We start from the raw sequence: 18,723 nt of genomic DNA, 5'->3' as shown, positions 1-18,723 counted from the left end.
CAGGGGTCAGAAGAGGACGACGAACACGAGCACGACGATGGCCACGATCGCGAAGAGCATGACGCACCCGATCACCATGTCCGTGTTGCTCGCAGGGGTCGCTTTCGAGCCGGTCGTAGTTCCGGTACTCGATTTCGTTTTGACTGCGGGAGGCGTCACGCCAGTTCGGGGCGCAGTGCTCGGACGTGTCGCAGCCCGCGGTGGCGGTGGCGGTGCGGGCCGTGGAGAAGCAGGCGGCTGCATAGCCTTCTGCTGGACCTTCTTGATGTCCGTCCAGCCACGGACATTCGCCGAGCCGGTCGTTGAGCCGGAGGAGACCGGTGCCGACGGCCGTCCAAGGGCGGCGTGGATTTCGGCGATCGACGGACGCGCCGTCCGTGAAGAGGCCGTCAGCGTGCGGTTTAGGATTTCTCCCAGGTGTGACTGGCCTTCCCGACGCGAAATCAGCACGACCTGCCGGCGCGCGTCCGCTTGCTCGCGTTCGCCGGTCAAGCACCGGGCTACGAGCAACGCCAGCCGGTAGCGGTCGGTCCGGTTGTCTACCAGGACGCTTTGAGGCGTGAGCGGGTCCTCCCAGTTCGGCGTGCGCACCCACGGCCGCGAATCGAACGCGCAGGTGTCGACATCGATGAGATAGCCGCTGAAATCGGACGTGCTCCAGAACGCGTTCGCGTACGACCAGTCACCGTAAACGAGGCCCTCGGATTCGAGGACCGCGGCCACGGCGGTCAAGTCACGACAGACCGTCAGCCGTTGCTTGAACGTCGGGCTCGGCAAGCCGCGCTCGCGCTGTTTCGCGGCGGGTTTGGCCAGCCAATCGACCGGCAGCGGCTTCGGCGCGCTCTGCCCGGTCGCCAGTTGCAGTGATGCGGTGTATTTTCCAGGCGCGCGTGGGAAGACCACTCCGACGGTGCGGACACCGTCGACCACCCGGGACACCGGCCAGCAACTCGACACGGTCAGCGTCGCCCGATCTCGCTGGCTCAGCCGCCTCGGAAGCCCGACCAGCCGGTCGATTCTCTTGTCGTCTTCCGGTCCGAAGATCCCCGGCCGGTACTCCTTGAACAACAGGTCCGGCTGGTCGGTCAGCGGCCGGATGCTGAGGGATTCCCCCTCGTCCGTCGCCACCGGCGTGCCGAGCCGGCCGAGACCTGTTCGCTGTGTCACGGAGGCCAGCGTCTTTCGAGTGGCCGTCATCGGACCTCCCCGCCATTCGATGGGGACCAGACGACCACGGCCGTACGGTCGTCCACCTGGCCGACCGCCTCGTAGTCGGTGTCGAGCAGGAACGAGGCGAGAGCGGGTGGCTGTCGCCAGCGAACTGCGAACCACTCCGCCCCGCCCGCGATGTCGGCCAGCGCGTCGCCGACGCCGTCTGTCATGAACGCCAAGGCTGACCCGGCGGGCAGCACGACCTCTCGGACGACCACCGCGTCCCAATAGTGCGGCAGAAACGTCCGCAGCGAATTGCGGTCGAGGCCGGACTTCACTTCTCCGGCCAGCTGACGCCAGGTCGTTTCCTCGTGGCGCCAGGCGCTGACATCGGCTACGGAGGCGAGCCGGACGGTACGTCCACCTCGCAGGTCTTCCGGAGCGGTGGGCACGATCGCGACGATCAGGGCGGTGAGCAGTTCCTGGGGTTCGGCCTGAACCTGGCTCGCAGCTCCCACGATGTGCTGGGCCACCGTCTTGAACAGTTCCCTGAAGTCGATCTCCGCGGGTGACACACCATCGTCGAGTTGCCGGCGTAGTAGGTCGACCGAGGCCCGGGCGGCCACAGTGGCCCCGATGTCGGACCGGGTCGCCTCGGACACTCCGTCGGCGACGGCGACCAGTAGATACCGGCCGGCTGCGTCCCTGCCCAGCCGGTAGGCGTCCTGCCTCGCGGTCGCTGCTGGGGTACAGCGGTGATCGGCTCCCACCACGGACGCGGCACGGATTTCCAGGTCGCCGAGCACCGCCTGGTCGGCCGCGACTGCGGACGGCGCGGGTTCGACCGGCAGATGCCAGGGGTAGCGCGCTGCTTTGGCGTGCCCGGCTAGCCGAGGCGGATTCCCGCCAGCTGGGACATCCGGTGGATCCTGCGGCAGCGAACGACGGTCGAGGGCGGGCGCAGGGGACTGATCGGCTGTGGCGCCCGCGCGTTCTGGGTGAGAGATGATCCGGCCTTCGGGGTATCGCTGCGTGGTCGGAACCGGCAGGCGCTGGTGGTCGCTGTCCGGACGTCGCTCCAGGCCGGAGCGTGACCGGGCGGCCCTGCCGTCGTGAGTGCGCCCTCCGGAACTGTGCAGCGGTGCGGACACTCGCTCGATGGGCGGGGCGAGAGCAGTGGGCTTGGGACCGAGCCAGAACTCGCGCATTCGCTCGCCGAGCGGGCGTCGCCGAGCGCCCGGGTTCCGCCGCCACCTCACGGCTTCGCCTTGCCGACCGGTTTCCAGCTCGTGACACCCCCGCTTTTCCCGGCACTCGTTCCAGTAGGGGCCTGGGACTGCGGCGCAGCGGCCATAGGCGCGGTCGGAGGAGTGATCGTCCCGCTCACCAGCGGTGGCGCGGGCACCGGCGTGGACGTGCTCGGACCGAGCAACGCGGGAAGGCCGGGTCCGCCTTGAACCGCGGAGGTGCCCTGCCGGACGAGTGCGCGGGCGAACTCTTCCAGGTCGACGTCCTGGATGATCTTGCGGTCGACGAGATCCTGGATCAGCTCGATGCGTTGCTTGTCGGTCGCCTTGTGGTGCTGCGTGATCAGCTCGATCACCGAAGACGTGTCGTCCGGATGCCGGGTGAGGTGCAGCAGGAGCAAGCCGTTGTCCCCGCTCAGCGCTCGTCCGGTGGCCTCGACGCGCAGCTGTTCGATCTCTCCCTGGTAGCGCACGTTGCGCTTGCCCTGCAAGATCGTGCGAGTCGAGTCGTCGAGCGTCAGCCGTACGCTGAACCGGTAGATCGTGATCCCTTCGGGAAGAGTGATCGGACTCCCGCCGAGGGTTGCGTTGATCTCCGCGTCCACCGCTGCGCATTCCTCGACCGGGTGGCGGCGACTGATCGCACGCATCCGATCCTGGAGGGCCGACAGGACCAGAGCCCGGCCGTCGTACACCCCGCGTGAAACAACCTGGACCGGATTGCTGACCCGCCAGCCATAGTCGACGGAGCCGGTGAACTCGAACGTGTCCCGCAACGCCGGCAAGGCGATAGCCTCGGAGTGGAACCGGTCGGTGACGTCCACGTCGTACCGGCGTCGATAAGGCTGGAAGGCGCCTAGCTGGCCGGCGGGCACGAGTGTGCCGTCGGCCAGTTGGCAGACCACCTCCACGCCCGCGGCGCCGAGTGGGCGCTTGCGGAACATCGCCGCACCCAGTTCGCCGTGGACACTGACTAGGCTTCCAACCTGGTTCACAACCCCGTCCTTTCGCCCGTGATTTCAGTGAGCAGTTCCTTCGCGGTCTGCGGCGCCGAACGTCCTGGTCCCGATGTGGCCCAGCCGGTGGCCTGCCGCCGTAACCGGGCAGCCACACGTTCGGACCGGCAAGCCGATCTGAGCAAGCCGGCCAGTGCGTGCCGCACCGTCCGGTCGTGTTCGGCCAGCGCGGCCCACTCGTCGAGGACTGTCAGCGCGAGGGCGGCGGTGGTCGCCGAGTTCAGGGTGTCGGCCCACAACTGCGCGATGAGTGGCCGGTGGCCTTCGCGGGTGTGGGCGTACCAGAGCAGACTCGGCCAAGTGGTCTTGCCCCCGACCTCAGCCGGGCTCAGCACGAGATCTGCCGCCAGCAGCAGAAAAGAGTAGCCTGCAACGGTTCGCCGCTCCGTCTGTCGGCTCTTCGACCAGCGCGTCAACAGGCGAAGGACAAGCGTCGTGGTCCCGGGTGCGTCGGCGGCCACCAGTTCCGCCAGGCTCTGGCACACGGCATCAACCACATCGAAGCCGGAATCGCCCGCGGACAACGTTTCGAGTTCGTGAAGAGCCGCTTCGAGATCGCTCAGGCCGAGGCGCCCGTAGGCACGCGCCGCGGTCGCTCGCTGTGCTGGACTGCCGTGAGCCCATTCCCTGGCCAGGGAATGGGCGGCGATGACGAGCCTCGGGTCGCCGCTTTCGGCCGGTTCGGCCAACGCGACCGCGGCCGACTCCCGGCGAATCTGCTGCCGACTGCTTGCCCAGCGGCTCAGTACCTTCGCTCGCACATGGTCATAGGCGATAGTGGCGAGCATGCCCGCTGCGGTCGCCGCCCGGACTCGTACGGCCAGGCTTCGGTGCCCACCCAGGTCGTGCAACCAGCTGATCAAACCTTCCCGGACGCCGTCGTGCTCACGCCAGACGTGCTGCAGGACGCGCGGCGGGAAGGTCTCGTCGAGATAGGAGATCACCTCGGCTGGCACTTGACCCCAGGTAGTGCGGACGACTTCGCGGCGGACCTGGGCCCTAAGCTTCCGGAGCCGGCCGCCACGGCTTTCGCCGAACGGGTTCGCCGCTGCCGGCACCGTCCGGGTCGCCACGGCCGTCCCGCCCGCGACGTCGAACTTGCGATGCAGCATCTGGCTGGCGTCCGCAACGGCTTCGTAGGGCAGGCCGTTGAAGACGGCCAACGAGATCGCGAAACAGTGCAAGCGCAGGTCGCCCAGGTCGTCGAACCAGGCGACAAACTCGTTCTCGTCGGCGCGTTTCAGCTGGGCGCCGACGATCGCCACCAGCCCGTCCGGCCGATCTGCCTCGGCCTGGATCAGCCGGGCCAGTTCGGCGGCTTTGCGAAGGGGACCGGTCGCTGGAAGTTCCCGATCGAGGAACTCGGTGACGTCCGCGCGAGTCAGCAGCGAAGCCTGCTTGCGCGGGTTCCGCAAGAGATGGTTCAGGTGCGACTCGAGAACCCGGCGTGCGGTCGGCGGGCGCGCGATCTCTCGCACATAACCGTGGACCGAGCTGTCCGCGAACGTCGTCTCGGACTTCACGGTGATGATCATCCGCGATTCTCGTTTTTCGAGTTCCGCTGCCAGCCGTGTGAGGTCGAAAGCGGTCAGCGAAGTCCCGAAATCCGGAACCGGATCCTCGAGCAGGTACCCGACAGACTTCGGTAACTCGGCTGGTGACAGCTGGTTCAGAGGTCGACGAGGGTCCACACGGAAGATCCGTTTCCCCGAGCCCGGTCCGGCGAGCGACCAGACGGCCAATGCGGTCCTGCCGCAGCCCGCCGCCGCCCGGTAGATCTCGATCAGGCTGTCCCCCCGACGGTGGTCTGGCACAGGCTCCTCGGGCTGGACCAGCGTCTTGCGGCACCAGGCGACGAATTCGGCACTCAGTTCGTGAACGCCTTGAGTCGACGCGCTGTTCGCGGTGTAGATGGTGTATTGGTATTTGTTTCCGGCCACCGCGTCGTGCAGTTCGGTATCGCCCAGAAAAGCGAAGCTCTGCCGGGCCTGCCGTACCTGCTCTCCGCGCACGGCGGTGGAGCCAGGGCTCGACGCGGCCGCGCTGATCCCTTCGCTGACCGACTTTTCGTCTTGTGGCTCATCGGGGACTTCACCGTCGAGCATGTCCGGGTCTTGCGGGTTTTCGATAGCGGCGGCCGATGGCCCTGGTATCGCCTCAGTCATCAGACCTCACGAACGTTACTTGAGTTTTGTCGCCCTGCACGGGATCGCCCACCTTGTGGACCGGACCGTGGAAGTGAATTCCCCCTGTCGGAGCCGAAGCGCCGGAAGCCGGCATTGATGCGGCCGGAGGAGCCGTGGGCCGCTCGGCGGCGGGGTGCTCCTTGCCTTTGATATGTAACCAGGCGTGGCTGTCGATCTCTTTGGCTACAAAGGGGATCTGTTCGAAGCCAAAATGCTCGACCAGCACGGGGTCCTGCAGGACCACGGATGAGTACCACAGATGGGAAACCACGAGGACGAGGTTCGCGTCCGGCGTGTCCGACAGCGCGTCGCGGGCCTGTTGCAGGTCCACCAGGCGGCACGCCGTGTTGAGGTCGCTGCCCACCCAACCGTGCTCGTCCTGGGTGACTTCCCCGGCATGCAGCGCAAGGCGCATCCGTAACCGGACCGATTCGTTGCTACGTCGGGCGTAGCCAGCGAGTTCGCGATCCAGTCTGCCGACGAACGTGTCGGTGACCAGCATTTTCGACGTTTCCGCGGGTACCAGGAGAATGACGCTGTCACCGGCGTCCTGCCTGTGGCAAGTTTCCCAGTCGATGCCTGTGTCGGACATGGCGTTGCGTAGGATTTCGTACATCTGCCGGCGCAACCATCGCTGGTCCGTATCGGCGCGCCTGCCGAACTTTTCGATGTCGACGATGACGAAGGAACGGTGGACAGAATTTCGGTTCATGGGAAGGGTTTACCTCCAACGTCACCCACGCATCGGGGTCTCTCGGCGCCATCGAGGCGTCGCAACGCCTACTAGGTCGTCCCGGCTGGGGATATGTTTCTACTGTTACCGACTTGTGACGATGATCGTCGGGTATTGCGGACGCAGCGCTGGAAAGAGCAGTGGCGGTCGCGGTGGCAACTTTCGGCTGCATCGCCGTGACTCTGCTCCATCCGGGCGATGAGGTCTCCGCACCGGTGCGGAATGTGCTAAATCGTGCGCGTCAGCCTTTTGAGCTCGGCCATGTCCAGCAGTGTGATCTCCCGGTAGCCCACTTCGACCAGGCCAGCGCGACGGAGCGTGGCGAACTGTTTTTCGGTGGTGCGACGGGCCATGCCCGCGAACGAGCCAAGTTCCGCCTGGGTGAGGTGGACTCCCAGCTCCCAGCTGCCATCGTCCCGACGCCGACCGTAGGCCTCCGCGATCTCCACCAAGAGTCTGGAGAGACGCTCGGGGGGTGAACTCGCGAGGAAGTCGATCCGGCGCCGGTCCGACCACCTGAGCCGGCTTACGATCATCCTGGCGATTTCGTCACGGGCGTCTGGAACCTGCTCGAAAAAGTCTTCTAGTTCGACCCTGGTGATGAGCTTGGCGTGTACCTCGCCGCAGGCTGTCACTGTCGCCGACCGGTGTTGCCCGTCGAAAGCGGCGATCTCCCCGACAAGATCTCCGGCTACCCGCACGCCCAGCAGGATCTCGTCGCCGTCGTCAGCGTCCACCGCGACCTTGACGGCTCCATCGCGCAGCAGCAGGACGTAATCGCCGATATCTCCGTGCCGGATGAGCACTGACCTCGCGGCAAACACCTTCGCTTTGCCTGCGCTGAGCAGTAGCTCGCGAGCCGGGGGCGAGAGCCTGCCGAGGAGGCTGGTGGGCGGCCAACGGCTGCCTTCCGCGATGCCCGGTGTCATGTCGGCCTCCCTCCAATGCGAGCCTTGTTGTCCTCGTGCGGCTCGGCTAGGCCCAAACAGGTCATTGACCGGGCAGTAACGAGCTACCTGCGCGCGTCGCGGCGGTTACTCAGCCGCCGCGGGGACGGGGCCGGGAGACGAGGGAGATCCGTTACCTGCTCCGCCGAATCTCGCTAGAGCAGGGCTGGGCAGAGAGCGTTTCTAGCAGTGTTGAGGCGCTTGACGTGAGATGCCGATGATTGGCAAGGCCATGATGGCCGAGCGTCGCAAACATCGGCGATGCATATCGGATCCCCGAGAGTGGCCGCGAGTTGCTGGGCGAGAGGCAAAGTTCACCGACGCCATCAGCTACGAGAACACATCACATCAGAATCGGCCCCTACCGCGTGTTCGCTGGTAGGGGCCGGTTTTGCGCAGTGGAACTGGGTGCCCTCGGCAGGATTCGAACCTGCGACACCTGCCTCCGGAGGGCAGTGCTCTATCCCCTGAGCTACGAGGGCCCATCGCTGGGCGACTTCAGAAGCTTAGCGCATCCCCCGCGACCCGCGCGGGCAGGGCGCCGCAAAGCGTACTCGCTGGTCAGGGTGGCAAAGTTGATCCATTCCCGGCTGTCTCGATAGCGTGGGAGGCCCACCTGAAGGAGCTGTCGTGGTTGAGCCGTTCCGGGTACCGCTCGATGAGGCCGACGTCGCCGACCTGCGGGAGCGGTTGCGGCGGACCCGGTGGCCCGAGGCCGAGACCGTCGACGACTGGTCGCAGGGGGCGCCGCTCGCCTACGTGCGGGAGCTCTGCCGGTTCTGGGGCGAGGAGTACGACTTCGGCTTCGCCGGCCGGCTGAACGCCTTCCCGCAGTTCCGGGCCACCTTGGACGGTGTCGGTCTGCACTTCCTGCACGTCCGGTCGCCCGAACCGGACGCGCTGCCGCTCGTGCTGACGCACGGCTGGCCCGGGTCCGTCACCGAGTTCCTCGACGTGCTCGGGCCGCTGACCGATCCGCGGGCGCACGGCGGGGATCCCGCCGACGCCTTCCACGTCGTCGCGCCGTCGCTGCCCGGGTTCGGGTGGAGTGACAAGCCCGCGCTCAAGATCCCGCGGGTCGCCGAGCTGTGGGACGAGCTGATGACGACGCTCGGCTACGAGCGCTACGGCGCCCAGGGCGGTGACTGGGGTGCCGCCGTCACCAACGCGCTGGCGCGGTTCGAACGTGTCGCCGGGGTGCACGTCAACTTCGCGCCCGTGCGGCTGGACCAGGAGGATCCGACGCCGGACGAGCGTCAGGCCCGCGCCGACCTGGAGGAGTTCCGGCGGACCGGCGCCGGCTACTCCGGGCAGCAGGGCACCCGGCCGCAGACGCTCGGTTACGGCCTGACCGACTCGCCGGCGGGCCAGGCCGCCTGGATCGCCGAGAAGTTCTGGGCCTGGACCGACCACAAGGGACAGCCGGAAGACGCCGTCGCGCGGGAAAAGCTGCTCGACGCGATCTCCGTCTACTGGTTCACCGCGACCGCCGCGTCCTCGGCGCGGATGTACTGGGAGAACAACGACCGCGACCTGTCCCGGGTCACCGTGCCCGCCGGGGTTTCCGTGTTCCCCAAGGAGATCGTGCGGCCGTCGCGGCGGCAGGCGGAGCAGCGCTACGCCGATCTGCGCTGGTTCGAGAGCCTGCCCGTCGGCGGTCACTTCGCCGCGCTCGAGCAGCCCGAACTGTTCGTCCAGCAGGTCCGGGGGTTCTTCCGGCTCGTGCGCTGACGCGGCCGGCGTCGAAGCGTGACCGGTCCGCCAGGCGGGAAACCCCTCCTGGTGGATTGGTCGGCGCGCGCCTGCGGGGTAGTTTCCGGATGGGTGAACTTAGGCTGCCCTCTGTTGCACATATGCGCATTCGACTATATGTTTGGCCTCGACGGTAGACCGGGAACGGAGGCGAAATGGGGCACGGACACGGGCACGGCCAAGCGGCCGCGCCGGCGAGCGCGTCGGGCCGGTATGTCCGGAGCCTGACGATCGCCCTGGGCATCGGCGCCGGGTTCATGGTGCTGGAGTTCGTCGTGGGCTTCGCCACCGGCTCGCTGGCCCTGATCTCGGACGCGGCGCACATGTTCACCGACGTCCTCGGCGTCGGCATGGCCTTGACCGCGATCATCCTGGCCCGCCGCTCCGGCCCCACGGTCAGCCGCACGTTCGGCCTCTACCGCGCGGAGGTGCTGGCCGCGCTGGGCAACGCGATCCTGCTGTTCGGCGTCGCGGGGTACGTCCTCGTCGAGGCCGTCGGCCGGATCAGCGACCCGCCCGCGGTGCCCGGCCTGCCGGTGCTGCTGGCCGCGACGGCCGGCCTGGCGGCGAACATCGTGTCGTTCGCGGTGCTGCGCTCGGGAGCGAAGGAAAGCCTCAACGTCCGCGGCGCGTACCTCGAGGTGCTGGCCGACTTGATCGGCTCGGTCGGCGTGCTGCTCAGCGGCGCGCTGACGCTGCTCACCGGCTGGCGTTACGCCGACCCGATCATCGGCGTCGCGATCGGCCTGTTCGTGCTGCCCCGCACGTGGACCCTGGCGCGCCGCGCCCTGCGCATCCTCTTCCAGCACGCCCCGCAGGGTGTCGACGTCGGCGCGATCAGCGCGGAACTGTCGGCGCTGCCGGGCGTCGCGGACGTGCACGACCTGCACGTCTGGACCCTGACATCGGGCATGGAGGTGGCTTCGGCACACCTGACGCTCGCCCCGCCGGCGCAGCAATCGGACGTGCTGACCGAAGCGCAGAACCTGCTCTCGACGCGGTATGCGATCGAGCACGCGACCCTGCAGGTGGAGGCGCCGCACTGCGCGCGCCGCTGCCAGGAACTCTCCTGGTAGCGACGCCCTCCGACCTGTTTTCCGACTGGGCACTGCCCTCCGGAGGCAGGTGTCGCAGTTTCGAATCCCGCCGCGCGCACGCGGGTCCCCTGCGCGAACCCGGCCTCAGCGGCAGCGTGCGGCGGTGGCACGGCAGGGGCTGTCCGGCCGCGCCGCGCCCTACCGGGCCCCGACTCGCTGGTCGTGGCTCCGTGAGGATGGGTGCCTGCCGGCACCGGCAGCTCGCGCCCGGCCCCCAGTCCCCGAAAGCCGTGAAGGCCTCCTTACCGGCTCTTATGGCCGGTAAGGAGGCCTTCACGGCACTCGGAACTCAGGGGAGCGGCTGGGCGCCCCGGCCGGTGAGCATCAGTTTCATCTGGTCCATCTCCGCGCCCTGGGACGTGAGGATGCTGTTCACCAAAGCCTTCAGCGCCGGCAGGTTCGAATGCTCCGACGCGTACTGCGCCATCGACGTGCCGCCCTGGTGGTGGCGGAGCATCAGCTGCAGGAAATAGACGTCGAACGGGCGGCCCGACAGCGACCGCAGCTTCGACAGCTCCGTGTCCGTCGCCATGCCCGGCATCAGCGCGCCGCCGGCCGGGGACAGCGACTGCGGGGCCATCGACATGCCGTCGTGGCCCGACATCGGTTCCGTCATCCACTTCATCGGCGCGCCGATCGCCTGCTCTGGCTGGTCCCACAGCATGAGCCAGCCCTTCATCCGGCCGACCTGCTCGAGCTGCGTGCGTTCGATGTCGAACGCGAGCTGCTTGATCTCCGGGTCGGTCGTGCGGTCCCGGGCGATGCCCGACATCGTGACCGCCTGCAGGTGGTGCGTCGACATGTCCTGCGCGAAGCCGACCTCGACCGAGTCGCGGGCCGGTGTGGCCGTGGCCGCCGGGTCGTCGACGGCGCGGGTGACGAACATCCCCGCGACGCCGCCGATCAGCAGCACCGCCAGCAGCGTCCCGCCGATGATCACCCAGCGCGACCACGTCGGCTGCTCGATGACCTCGTCGGTGTCGAGGTCGAGGTCGGCTTCGGAACTCACTGCGACGGCGCGCCCGAGGCCGGGGCGGAGGCGGGCGCGGTCGGCATACCGGCGGAGGGGGCGCCGTTCTCACCCTGCGCGGCCGTGCTGCCCTTGTAGTCCATCGGCTTCGCGTCCGGGCCCGGCTTCGACGAGTCGAACGGCGGCGGGTTGTCCGGGTCGAACGAGCCCGGCACCGCGTCGCAGGACGCGCCGACCTCGGGGTAGACGCCGTTCGGGTTGGACCGCAGGGCCGCGATGAACTCGTCGATCCGCGGGTCGTCGGCTTTGTCCAGCTTCAGCTGGTGACCCCAGGACTGCAGCGAGATCGGCTTGTCGAGGCCGGGGTAGGGCGACAGCATCGTGAACGGCTTGTCCTTGGCGCGCACGCTCAGCAGGTTCAGCGCGTCACCCGAGATCTGCTGCGGGTTGTAGGCGATCCACACCGAGCCGTGCTCGAGCGCGTGCACCATGTTCTCGGTGCGGACGGCGTTCGGGTACACGATGCCGGTGCAGGTGGCCCACGTCTGGTCGTGCGGGCCGCCGAACGGCGGGGTCTTGTCGTAGGCCACGCGCTCGGTCGGGAGCACGTGGACACTGCCGGTGTAGGTCGCGGTGATCACGCCGGGGATGCGCTTCGACGGATCCGGGTCGGACGCGGTCGGCGCGAACGAGGCGGCGGCCTCCTCACGGCTGGCCTGGTCACGCTTCGGCGCCGACGCGATCATGTAATACGTGATCACGGCGGCGGCGAGGGCGACGATGGCCACGACCGCGATGATCGTGCCCCACGGCGTCCCCTTCTTGCTCACGACGGAACCGCGGGCCGCCTTCACAGCCGACCCCTTTTTCCGAGTTGTCCGGTTCGCCATGGCTCCCGCGTTCTCCTCTGCTGGCTGCGGACGGATTCCCGCCCGGGCCAGTGTAGAGACCACGCGTCTGATCACCGTTAACACCTCACACAGTGCCCACCGAACACAGTGCCCACCGAGGCTTCGCCTCGGGCCGGGGGCTCCGCCACCCGGAACCCCCGAAAAGCGGTACGTGGATCCGTCCCGTGATGTCGCCGAGACCGCCGGAAGCGCCCGACCTGGGCACACCTAGAATTCGACGAGTGACTCCCGCCGCTCTCGCCGACCTGGTCCGCAGCTCCGCCGTGCAGGTACTGACCGCACGCGGCATCGACGACACCGTGCTGCCGGAGCAGGTGACCATCGAACGCCCGCGCAACCCCGACCACGGCGACTACGCGACGAACCTGGCCCTGCAGGTGGCCAAGAAGGCCGGCCTGAAGCCCCGCGAGTTCGCCGAGGCGCTGGCCGAAGCGGTCGCGGCGGCCGACGGCGTCGCCTCGGCCGAGGTCGCCGGCCCGGGCTTCCTGAACTTCCGCCTGGCCGCCGCCGCGCAGGGTGACATCGTGCGCCAGGTCATCGAGGCCGGCGCCGCCTTCGGCCGCGGGGACGCGCTGGCCGGCACCAAGATCAACCTCGAGTTCGTCTCGGCCAACCCGACCGGCCCGATCCACCTGGGCGGCACCCGCTGGGCCGCGGTCGGCGACGCGCTGGGCCGTGTTCTCGGCGCGCAGGGCGCCGAGGTCACCCGCGAGTACTACTTCAACGACGCCGGCGCGCAGATCGACCGGTTCGTCCGGTCGCTGGTCGCCGCCGCGAAGGGCGAGCCCGCGCCGGAAGACGGCTACGCGGGCGGCTACATCAACGACATCGCCGCCGAGGTCATCAAGGCCGAGCCGAGCGCGCTGTCGCTGCCCGAGGACGAGCGGCACGAGACGTTCCGCCGCATCGGCATCAACCTGATGTTCACCGAGATCAAGCAGAGCCTGCACGACTTCGGCACCGACTTCGACGTCTACTTCCACGAGAACTCGCTGCACGAGTCGGGCGCGGTCGACGCCGCCGTCCAGCAGCTGAAGGACTCCGGGAACCTCTACTTCGCCGACGGCGCCTGGTGGCTGAAGTCGTCCGAGTACGGCGACGACAAGGACCGCGTCGTCATCAAGCAGGACGGCAACCCGGCCTACATCGCCGGCGACCTCGCCTACTTCAAGGACAAGCGCAACCGCGGCTTCGACCTCTGCATCTACATGCTCGGCGCGGACCACCACGGCTACATCGCCCGGCTCAAGGCGGCCGCGGCGGCGTTCGGCGACGACCCGGCCACGGTCGAGGTGCTGATCGGCCAGATGGTCAACCTGGTCAGCGACGGCAAGCCGGTGCGGATGTCCAAGCGCGCCGGTACCGTCATCACGATGGAGGACCTGGTCGAGGCGGTCGGCGTCGACCCGGCCCGCTACGAGCTGATCCGCTACTCCGTCGACTCCTCTTTGGACGTCGACCTGGACCTGCTGCGCAAGCACTCCAACGACAACCCGGTCTACTACGTCCAGTACGCCCACGCGCGGCTGGCGTCGCTGCAGCGCAACGCGGCCGACCTGGGCATCAAGTCCGCCGAGTCCTTTTCGGACGTCGACTTCGGACTCTTGACGCTGACCGCCGAGGGCGACCTGATCCGCACCATCGGCGAGTTCCCGGAAATGGTGCGTCGGGCCGCCGACATGCGGGAGCCGCACCGGATCGCGCGCTACCTCGAAGAACTCGCGGGCGCCTACCACAAGTTCTACACCGTGGGCCGCGTGCTGCCCCAGGGCGACGAAGAGGTGACTCCGCTGACCCACGCGCGGCTCGCGCTGTGCGAAGCGGCCCGCCAGGTCCTGGCCAACGGCCTCGCCCTGCTCGGTGTCTCTGCTCCGGAACGGATGTAATCGATGGCGCACCCCGCGGGCCCACGGCACGCCGACGTCTACCCCCACGCCGACTCCTCCGGGTTCCCGCCCGCGAGCGGCGACGAGCTCGACCGGCTCTACCCGAAGGTCTGGCCCCGCAACACCTTCCGCGGCGCCGACGGCGTCGTGCGGATCGCCGGCGTCGATGTGCGCGAGCTGGCCGAGCAGCACGGCACGCCGCTGTTCGTGGTCGACGAGGCCGACTTCAAGTCCCGCTGCGCGGACTACGCCGAGGCGTTCGACGACCCGTCGCTCGTGCACTACGCGTCCAAGGCGTTCCTCTCCATCGAGATCGCCCGCTGGGTGGCCGAGCAGGGGCTGAGCCTGGACGTCTGCAGCGGCGGCGAGCTCGCCGTGGCGCAGCGCGCGAGCTTCCCGGCCGAGCGGATCACCTTCCACGGCAACAACAAGTCGCCGGCGGAGCTCGAAGCCGCGGTCGTCGCGGGCGTCGGCACGGTCGTGCTCGACTCGTACTACGAGATCGCCCGGCTGGCCGACATCGCCGCGCGCCACGACGTCGTGCAGGCGGTGCTGATCCGGGTCACCGTCGGCGTCGAGGCACACACCCACGAGTTCATCGCGACGGCCCACGAGGACCAGAAGTTCGGCTTCTCGCTGGCCGCCGGGGACGCCGCGGAGGCGGTGCGGCGGGTGCTCAACGCGCCGTCGCTGAAGCTGACCGGCCTGCACAGCCACATCGGCTCGCAGATCTTCGACGCCGACGGCTTCGAGGTCGCCGCCCGCCGCGTCGTCGGGCTGCTCGCCGAGCTGGCCAAGGAACACGGCCCCGAGCTGCTCGACCAGCTGAACCTGGTCGACCTCGGCGGAGGGTTCGGCATCGCCTACACCGACAAGGACAACCCGCCGCCGCCGGCGCAGATGATCACGCAGATCCGCGAGATCGTCCGCAAGGAGTGCGCCTACGCCGGCCTGCCGGTGCCGCGCATCGCCGGCGAACCGGGCCGCGCGATCGCCGGGCCCGGCACGATCACGCTGTACGAGGTCGGCACCATCAAGGACGTCGCGCTCGGCGACAACGCTGTGCGCCGGTACGTCAGCGTCGACGGCGGAATGAGCGACAACATCCGGACCGCGCTCTACGACGCGGTGTACGACGTCCGGCTGGTTTCCCGCTCCGCGAGCGACAACGACCAGCCGGTGCACGCCGTGCTGTCCCGGGTCGTGGGAAAACACTGTGAGTCCGGCGACATCGTCGTACGAGACTGCTGGCTGCCCGACACGCTGGCTCCGGGCGACCTGCTGGCCGTCGCGGCGACCGGTGCCTACTGCTACTCGATGGCGAGCACGTACAACCGGCAGCCGCGCCCGGCCGTGGTCGCCGTGCGCAACGGCGGCGCCCGGCTGCTGCTGCGGCGTGAGACGACCGACGACATGCTCCGCCTGGAGGTCTGAGAAACCGTGTCTGCTTCTGCTGAACGCAGCGACACTCCGAAACGGGCGATCAGGGTCGCCCTGCTCGGCTGCGGGACCGTGGGCGGCGAGGTCGCCCGGTTGCTCACCGAGCAGGCCGGGGAGCTGGCCGCCCGGGCGGGCGCGCCGGTCGAGCTGGCCGGCATCGCGGTCCGCCGCCCGGACAAGCACCCCGAGCTGCCGCCGGAGCTGCTGACCGCCGACGCCGAGAAGCTCGTGACCTCCGACGACGTCGACGTCGTGGTCGAGCTCGTCGGCGGCATCGAGCCGGTGCGCAGCTGGCTGCTCGCCGCGCTGAAGGCCGGGAAGTCCGTGGTCACCGCGAACAAGGCGCTGCTCGCCGAGCATTCCGCCGACCTGTTCGAGGCGGCCGACGCCGCCGGCGTCGACCTCTACTTCGAGGCCGCCGTGGCCGGGGCCATCCCGCTGCTGCGCCCGCTGCGCGAGTCGCTGGCGGGCGACCGGATCACCCGCGTGATGGGCATCGTCAACGGCACCACGAACTACATCCTGTCCGCGATGGACTCGACCGGCGCCGGCTACGCCGAGACGCTCGACGAGGCCAGCCGGCTCGGGTACGCCGAGGCCGACCCGACCGCCGACGTCGACGGCTACGACGCCGCGTCCAAGGCCGCGATCCTCGCCTCGCTCGCCTTCCACACCCGCGTGACGGCCTCGGACGTGCACCGCGAGGGCATCGCCGACGTCACCGCCGCCGACCTCGGCGCGGCCCGCGTGCTCGGCCGCACGGTCAAGCTCCTCGCCATCTGCGAACGGGTGACCGACGACGACGGCGTCGAGTCGGTGTCCGCCCGCGTGCACCCGGTGATGATCCCGCGCAGCCACCAGCTGGCCGGCGTCAACGGCGCGTTCAACGCGGTCTACGTCGAGGCCGACGCCGCCGGCGAGCTGATGTTCTACGGTCAGGGCGCGGGCGGCGCGCCGACGGCGAGCGCGGTGCTCGGCGACCTGGTCGCCGTGGCCCGCAACCAGGTGGCCGGCGGCCGCGGCCCGCGCGAGTCGGCGTACGCGGCGCTGCCGGTGCGGCCGATGGGCCAGACCCCGACCCGGTACCACGTAAGCCTTTCCGTGGCCGACCGCGCCGGGGTGCTCGCCCAGGTGGCGCAGGCGTTCGCCGCCCACGGCGTGAGCATCGCGGCGGTCCGCCAGCTCCACGTCGCCGACCGCGCGAGCCTGGTCGTCGTCACGCACCAGGCCCCCGACGCGGCCCTGCGGTCCACTGTGGACGAGATCGGGCGGCTCGACGTCGTCCACCAGGTTGTCAGTGTGATGCGGGTGGAAGGCGAAGACGCATGAGTATCCAGGCCTGGCCCGGCATCATCGAGGCGTACCGGGACCGCGTCCCGGTCCCCGACGGCGCGCGGGTGATCACGCTCGGGGAGGGCAACACCCCGCTGCTGCCCGCCCGCTACCTGTCCGAGCTGACCGGCTGCGACGTCCACCTCAAGGTCGAGGGCGTCAACCCGACCGGCTCGTTCAAGGACCGCGGCATGACCGTGGCCATCACGCACGCGCTCGCCAGCGGGCTCAAGGCGGTGATCTGCGCGTCGACCGGCAACACCTCGGCCTCGGCCGCCGCCTACGCCGTGCGCGCCGGGCTCACCTGCGCGGTGCTGGTGCCGCAAGGCAAGATCGCGATGGGCAAGCTCGCCCAGGCCGTGCTGCACGGCGCGCGGATCCTGCAGGTCGACGGCAACTTCGACGACTGCCTCGAGCTGGCCCGCAAGACTGCGGCCGACTACCCGGTCACGCTCGTCAACTCGGTGAACCCGGTGCGCATCGCCGGCCAGAAGACCGCCGCGTTCGAGGTCTGCGACGCGCTCGGCCGGGCACCGGACATCCACTGCCTGCCGGTCGGCAACGCCGGCAACATCACCGCCTACTGGGCGGGGTATTCGGAGTACGCGGCCGACGGTGTGGTGAAGAACACCCCGCGGATGTTCGGCTTCCAGGCGGCCGGCGCCGCGCCGCTGGTGCTGGGCGAACCGGTGCGCGACCCGGACACGATCGCCACCGCGATCCGGATCGGCAGCCCGGCGTCGTGGAGCGCCGCGGTCAAGGCGAAGGACGAGTCCCACGGGCTGTTCGAAGCGGTCACCGACGAGAAGATCCTCGAGGCGTACCGGCTGCTCGCCGGGCGTGAAGGCGTGTTCGTCGAGCCGGCGTCGGCCACCAGCGTGGCCGGCCTGCTCGCGACGGCCGCCGACGGCCGGCTGCCGAAGGGCGCCACGGTCGTCTGCACCGTCACCGGCCACGGCCTGAAGGACCCGCAGACGGCGCTGGCGGGCAACGTCGAGGTCGAACCGCTGGCGGTGGACCCCTCGGCGGTCGCGGCGGCGCTGGACCTGCGATGAGCGGGTTCCGCGTGACCGTCCCGGCGTCCACGGCGAACCTGGGCCCGGGCTTCGACGCGTTCGGCCTGGCGCTGGCGCTCTACGACGTCGTCGAGGTGCAGGTCACCGACGGAGGCCTCAAGGTCGAGGTGATCGACGCGGGCGCGGGCGGTGTCGCCGACGTGCCCACCGACGAGACCCATCTCGTGGTGCGGGCGATCCGGCGGACCTGCGCGCACCTCGGCGTCGACCCGCCCGGCCTGCACCTTCGCTGCTTCAACGCGATCCCGCACGCGCGCGGGCTCGGGTCGTCGGCGGCCGCGGTGGTTTCCGGCGTCGCGGCGGGGTACGCGTTGGCGGACCGGGAGATCGACGAATTCGACGCGCTGCAGCTGGCGGCGGGCTTCGAGGGCCACGCGGACAACGCCGCGGCGAGCCTGTTCGGCGGCCTCGTGCTGGCCTGGTGCGAAGGCGCGGAGTTCCGCGCCGAGCGGCTGACCCCGCACGCCTCGATCCGGCCGGTCGTCGCGGTCCCGGCGGTCCGCTCGGCCACCGCGACCACCCGCGGCCTGCTGCCGGCGTCCGTGCCGCACCGCGACGCCGCGCACAACGCGGGCCGCGCCGCGCTCGCCGTGCACGCGCTCACGGCGAAACCGGAGCTGCTGCTGGCGGCCACCGAAGACCGCCTGCACCAGCACTACCGGGCGCCCGCGTACCCGGCGAGCACCGGACTGGTGGACACGCTCCGTGCACAAGGCGTGGCCGCGGCGATCTCCGGCGCGGGCCCGACGGTGCTCGCGCTGACCACGACGGGAATATTGCCGCCAGGGGCCGGTGTTGAGGGTTTCGACGTCTACGAGCTGCCCGCGGATCTCGCGGGTGTGCAGGTTGCGGCTCAGTAAAGGCTGGGTCACGTGCCTGCGGTGGGGGCCGCCACGCGGGGGGTGGTTGTTGCACCCGGCACCGGCGCGGTCTACCCTCGGGGGCGTTCGATCACCGTGCGTTTCCGCACCCGATGCC

The 18,723-nt window shown here is 69.5% G+C and carries 15 protein-coding genes and 1 tRNA gene; 7 read left to right on the top strand and 9 right to left on the bottom strand.

The window, feature by feature from the left end:
• Window positions 1-6 precede the first annotated feature (6 nt).
• The 7 genes from OHS18_RS22845 to OHS18_RS22815 form a co-directional block, all read right to left on the bottom strand.
• Complete coding sequence (locus tag OHS18_RS22845; protein ID WP_328618432.1) at window positions 7-1,197, bottom strand: hypothetical protein; 1,191 nt, start codon at window positions 1,195-1,197, stop codon at window positions 7-9.
• Window positions 1,194-1,958 (bottom strand): protein phosphatase 2C domain-containing protein, encoded by a 765-nt coding sequence (locus OHS18_RS22840; RefSeq protein ID WP_328618431.1) that lies wholly within the window; start codon window positions 1,956-1,958, stop codon window positions 1,194-1,196. The genes OHS18_RS22845 and OHS18_RS22840 overlap by 4 nt, the downstream gene beginning before the upstream one ends.
• 449 nt (window positions 1,959-2,407) lie before the next feature.
• A complete protein-coding gene (locus tag OHS18_RS22835) occupies window positions 2,408-3,394 on the bottom strand; it encodes a hypothetical protein (protein ID WP_328618430.1) in 987 nt (328 codons plus the stop codon).
• Entirely contained in the window at window positions 3,391-5,520 is a 2,130-nt protein-coding gene (locus OHS18_RS22830; RefSeq protein WP_328618429.1) for a hypothetical protein, read from the bottom strand. The genes OHS18_RS22835 and OHS18_RS22830 overlap by 4 nt, the downstream gene beginning before the upstream one ends.
• A gap of 52 nt (window positions 5,521-5,572) precedes the next feature.
• Window positions 5,573-6,313: a hypothetical protein gene (locus OHS18_RS22825; protein ID WP_328618428.1), complete on the bottom strand. Its 741-nt coding sequence runs from the start codon at window positions 6,311-6,313 to the stop codon at window positions 5,573-5,575.
• Window positions 6,314-6,561: 248 nt separating this feature from the next.
• A complete protein-coding gene (locus OHS18_RS22820) occupies window positions 6,562-7,263 on the bottom strand; it encodes a Crp/Fnr family transcriptional regulator (RefSeq protein ID WP_328618427.1) in 702 nt (233 codons plus the stop codon).
• Between the two features lie 427 nt (window positions 7,264-7,690).
• A tRNA-Arg gene (locus OHS18_RS22815) sits at window positions 7,691-7,763 on the bottom strand.
• Window positions 7,764-7,911: 148 nt separating this feature from the next.
• Here OHS18_RS22815 and OHS18_RS22810 point away from each other — a divergent pair.
• Window positions 7,912-9,012, top strand: coding sequence for an epoxide hydrolase family protein (locus OHS18_RS22810; RefSeq protein ID WP_328618426.1), 1,101 nt, complete (start codon window positions 7,912-7,914; stop codon window positions 9,010-9,012).
• Between the two features lie 176 nt (window positions 9,013-9,188).
• Entirely contained in the window at window positions 9,189-10,109 is a 921-nt protein-coding gene (locus OHS18_RS22805; RefSeq protein ID WP_328618425.1) for a cation diffusion facilitator family transporter, read from the top strand.
• Between the two features lie 310 nt (window positions 10,110-10,419).
• Here the strand turns inward: OHS18_RS22805 and OHS18_RS22800 are convergent, their stop codons facing one another.
• Together OHS18_RS22800 and OHS18_RS22795 are read right to left on the bottom strand one after the other, a co-directional pair.
• Window positions 10,420-11,139: a DUF305 domain-containing protein gene (locus OHS18_RS22800; RefSeq protein ID WP_328618424.1), complete on the bottom strand. Its 720-nt coding sequence runs from the start codon at window positions 11,137-11,139 to the stop codon at window positions 10,420-10,422.
• Window positions 11,136-11,954 (bottom strand): DUF3105 domain-containing protein, encoded by an 819-nt coding sequence (locus tag OHS18_RS22795; protein WP_328618423.1) that lies wholly within the window; start codon window positions 11,952-11,954, stop codon window positions 11,136-11,138. Before OHS18_RS22795 ends, OHS18_RS22800 begins: the two co-directional genes overlap by 4 nt.
• 278 nt (window positions 11,955-12,232) lie before the next feature.
• On the opposite strand from OHS18_RS22795, the gene argS reads away from it, so the two are divergent.
• Genes argS through thrB form a run of 5 tightly spaced genes read left to right on the top strand, consistent with a single transcriptional unit; the run spans window position 12,233 to window position 18,605 of the window.
• A complete protein-coding gene (gene argS / locus OHS18_RS22790) occupies window positions 12,233-13,897 on the top strand; it encodes an arginine--tRNA ligase (protein WP_328618422.1) in 1,665 nt (554 codons plus the stop codon).
• Window positions 13,898-13,900: 3 nt separating this feature from the next.
• Window positions 13,901-15,331, top strand: coding sequence for a diaminopimelate decarboxylase (gene lysA / locus OHS18_RS22785; protein ID WP_328618421.1), 1,431 nt, complete (start codon window positions 13,901-13,903; stop codon window positions 15,329-15,331).
• A 6-nt stretch (window positions 15,332-15,337) separates the two neighbouring features.
• Window positions 15,338-16,666: a homoserine dehydrogenase gene (locus tag OHS18_RS22780; RefSeq protein ID WP_328618420.1), complete on the top strand. Its 1,329-nt coding sequence runs from the start codon at window positions 15,338-15,340 to the stop codon at window positions 16,664-16,666.
• Window positions 16,663-17,724, top strand: a complete 1,062-nt coding sequence (gene thrC, locus OHS18_RS22775) for a threonine synthase (protein ID WP_328449492.1) — start codon at window positions 16,663-16,665, stop codon at window positions 17,722-17,724. The genes OHS18_RS22780 and thrC overlap by 4 nt, the downstream gene beginning before the upstream one ends.
• Window positions 17,721-18,605, top strand: coding sequence for a homoserine kinase (gene thrB, locus OHS18_RS22770; protein WP_328449494.1), 885 nt, complete (start codon window positions 17,721-17,723; stop codon window positions 18,603-18,605). Before thrC ends, thrB begins: the two co-directional genes overlap by 4 nt.
• Window positions 18,606-18,723: the final 118 nt, after the last annotated feature.

Source organism: Amycolatopsis sp. NBC_00355 (genome assembly GCF_036104975.1).
Taxonomy (GTDB): Bacteria; Actinomycetota; Actinomycetes; order Mycobacteriales; family Pseudonocardiaceae; genus Amycolatopsis.
This window is presented reverse-complemented; position numbering and strand designations above follow the sequence as displayed.

Excerpts from the sequence above, each read along its gene's own strand:
- OHS18_RS22820 (WP_328618427.1), bottom strand. The coding sequence starts at position 7,263 with ATGACACCGGGCATCGCGGAAGGCAGCCGTTGGCCGCCCACCAGCCTC.
- OHS18_RS22825 (WP_328618428.1), bottom strand. The coding sequence starts at position 6,313 with ATGAACCGAAATTCTGTCCACCGTTCCTTCGTCATCGTCGACATCGAA.
- OHS18_RS22830 (WP_328618429.1), bottom strand. The coding sequence starts at position 5,520 with ATGCTCGACGGTGAAGTCCCCGATGAGCCACAAGACGAAAAGTCGGTC.
- OHS18_RS22805 (WP_328618425.1), top strand. The coding sequence starts at position 9,189 with ATGGGGCACGGACACGGGCACGGCCAAGCGGCCGCGCCGGCGAGCGCG.
- thrB (WP_328449494.1), top strand. The coding sequence starts at position 17,721 with ATGAGCGGGTTCCGCGTGACCGTCCCGGCGTCCACGGCGAACCTGGGC.
- thrC (WP_328449492.1), top strand. The coding sequence starts at position 16,663 with ATGAGTATCCAGGCCTGGCCCGGCATCATCGAGGCGTACCGGGACCGC.
- OHS18_RS22845 (WP_328618432.1), bottom strand. The coding sequence starts at position 1,197 with ATGACGGCCACTCGAAAGACGCTGGCCTCCGTGACACAGCGAACAGGT.
- lysA (WP_328618421.1), top strand. The coding sequence starts at position 13,901 with ATGGCGCACCCCGCGGGCCCACGGCACGCCGACGTCTACCCCCACGCC.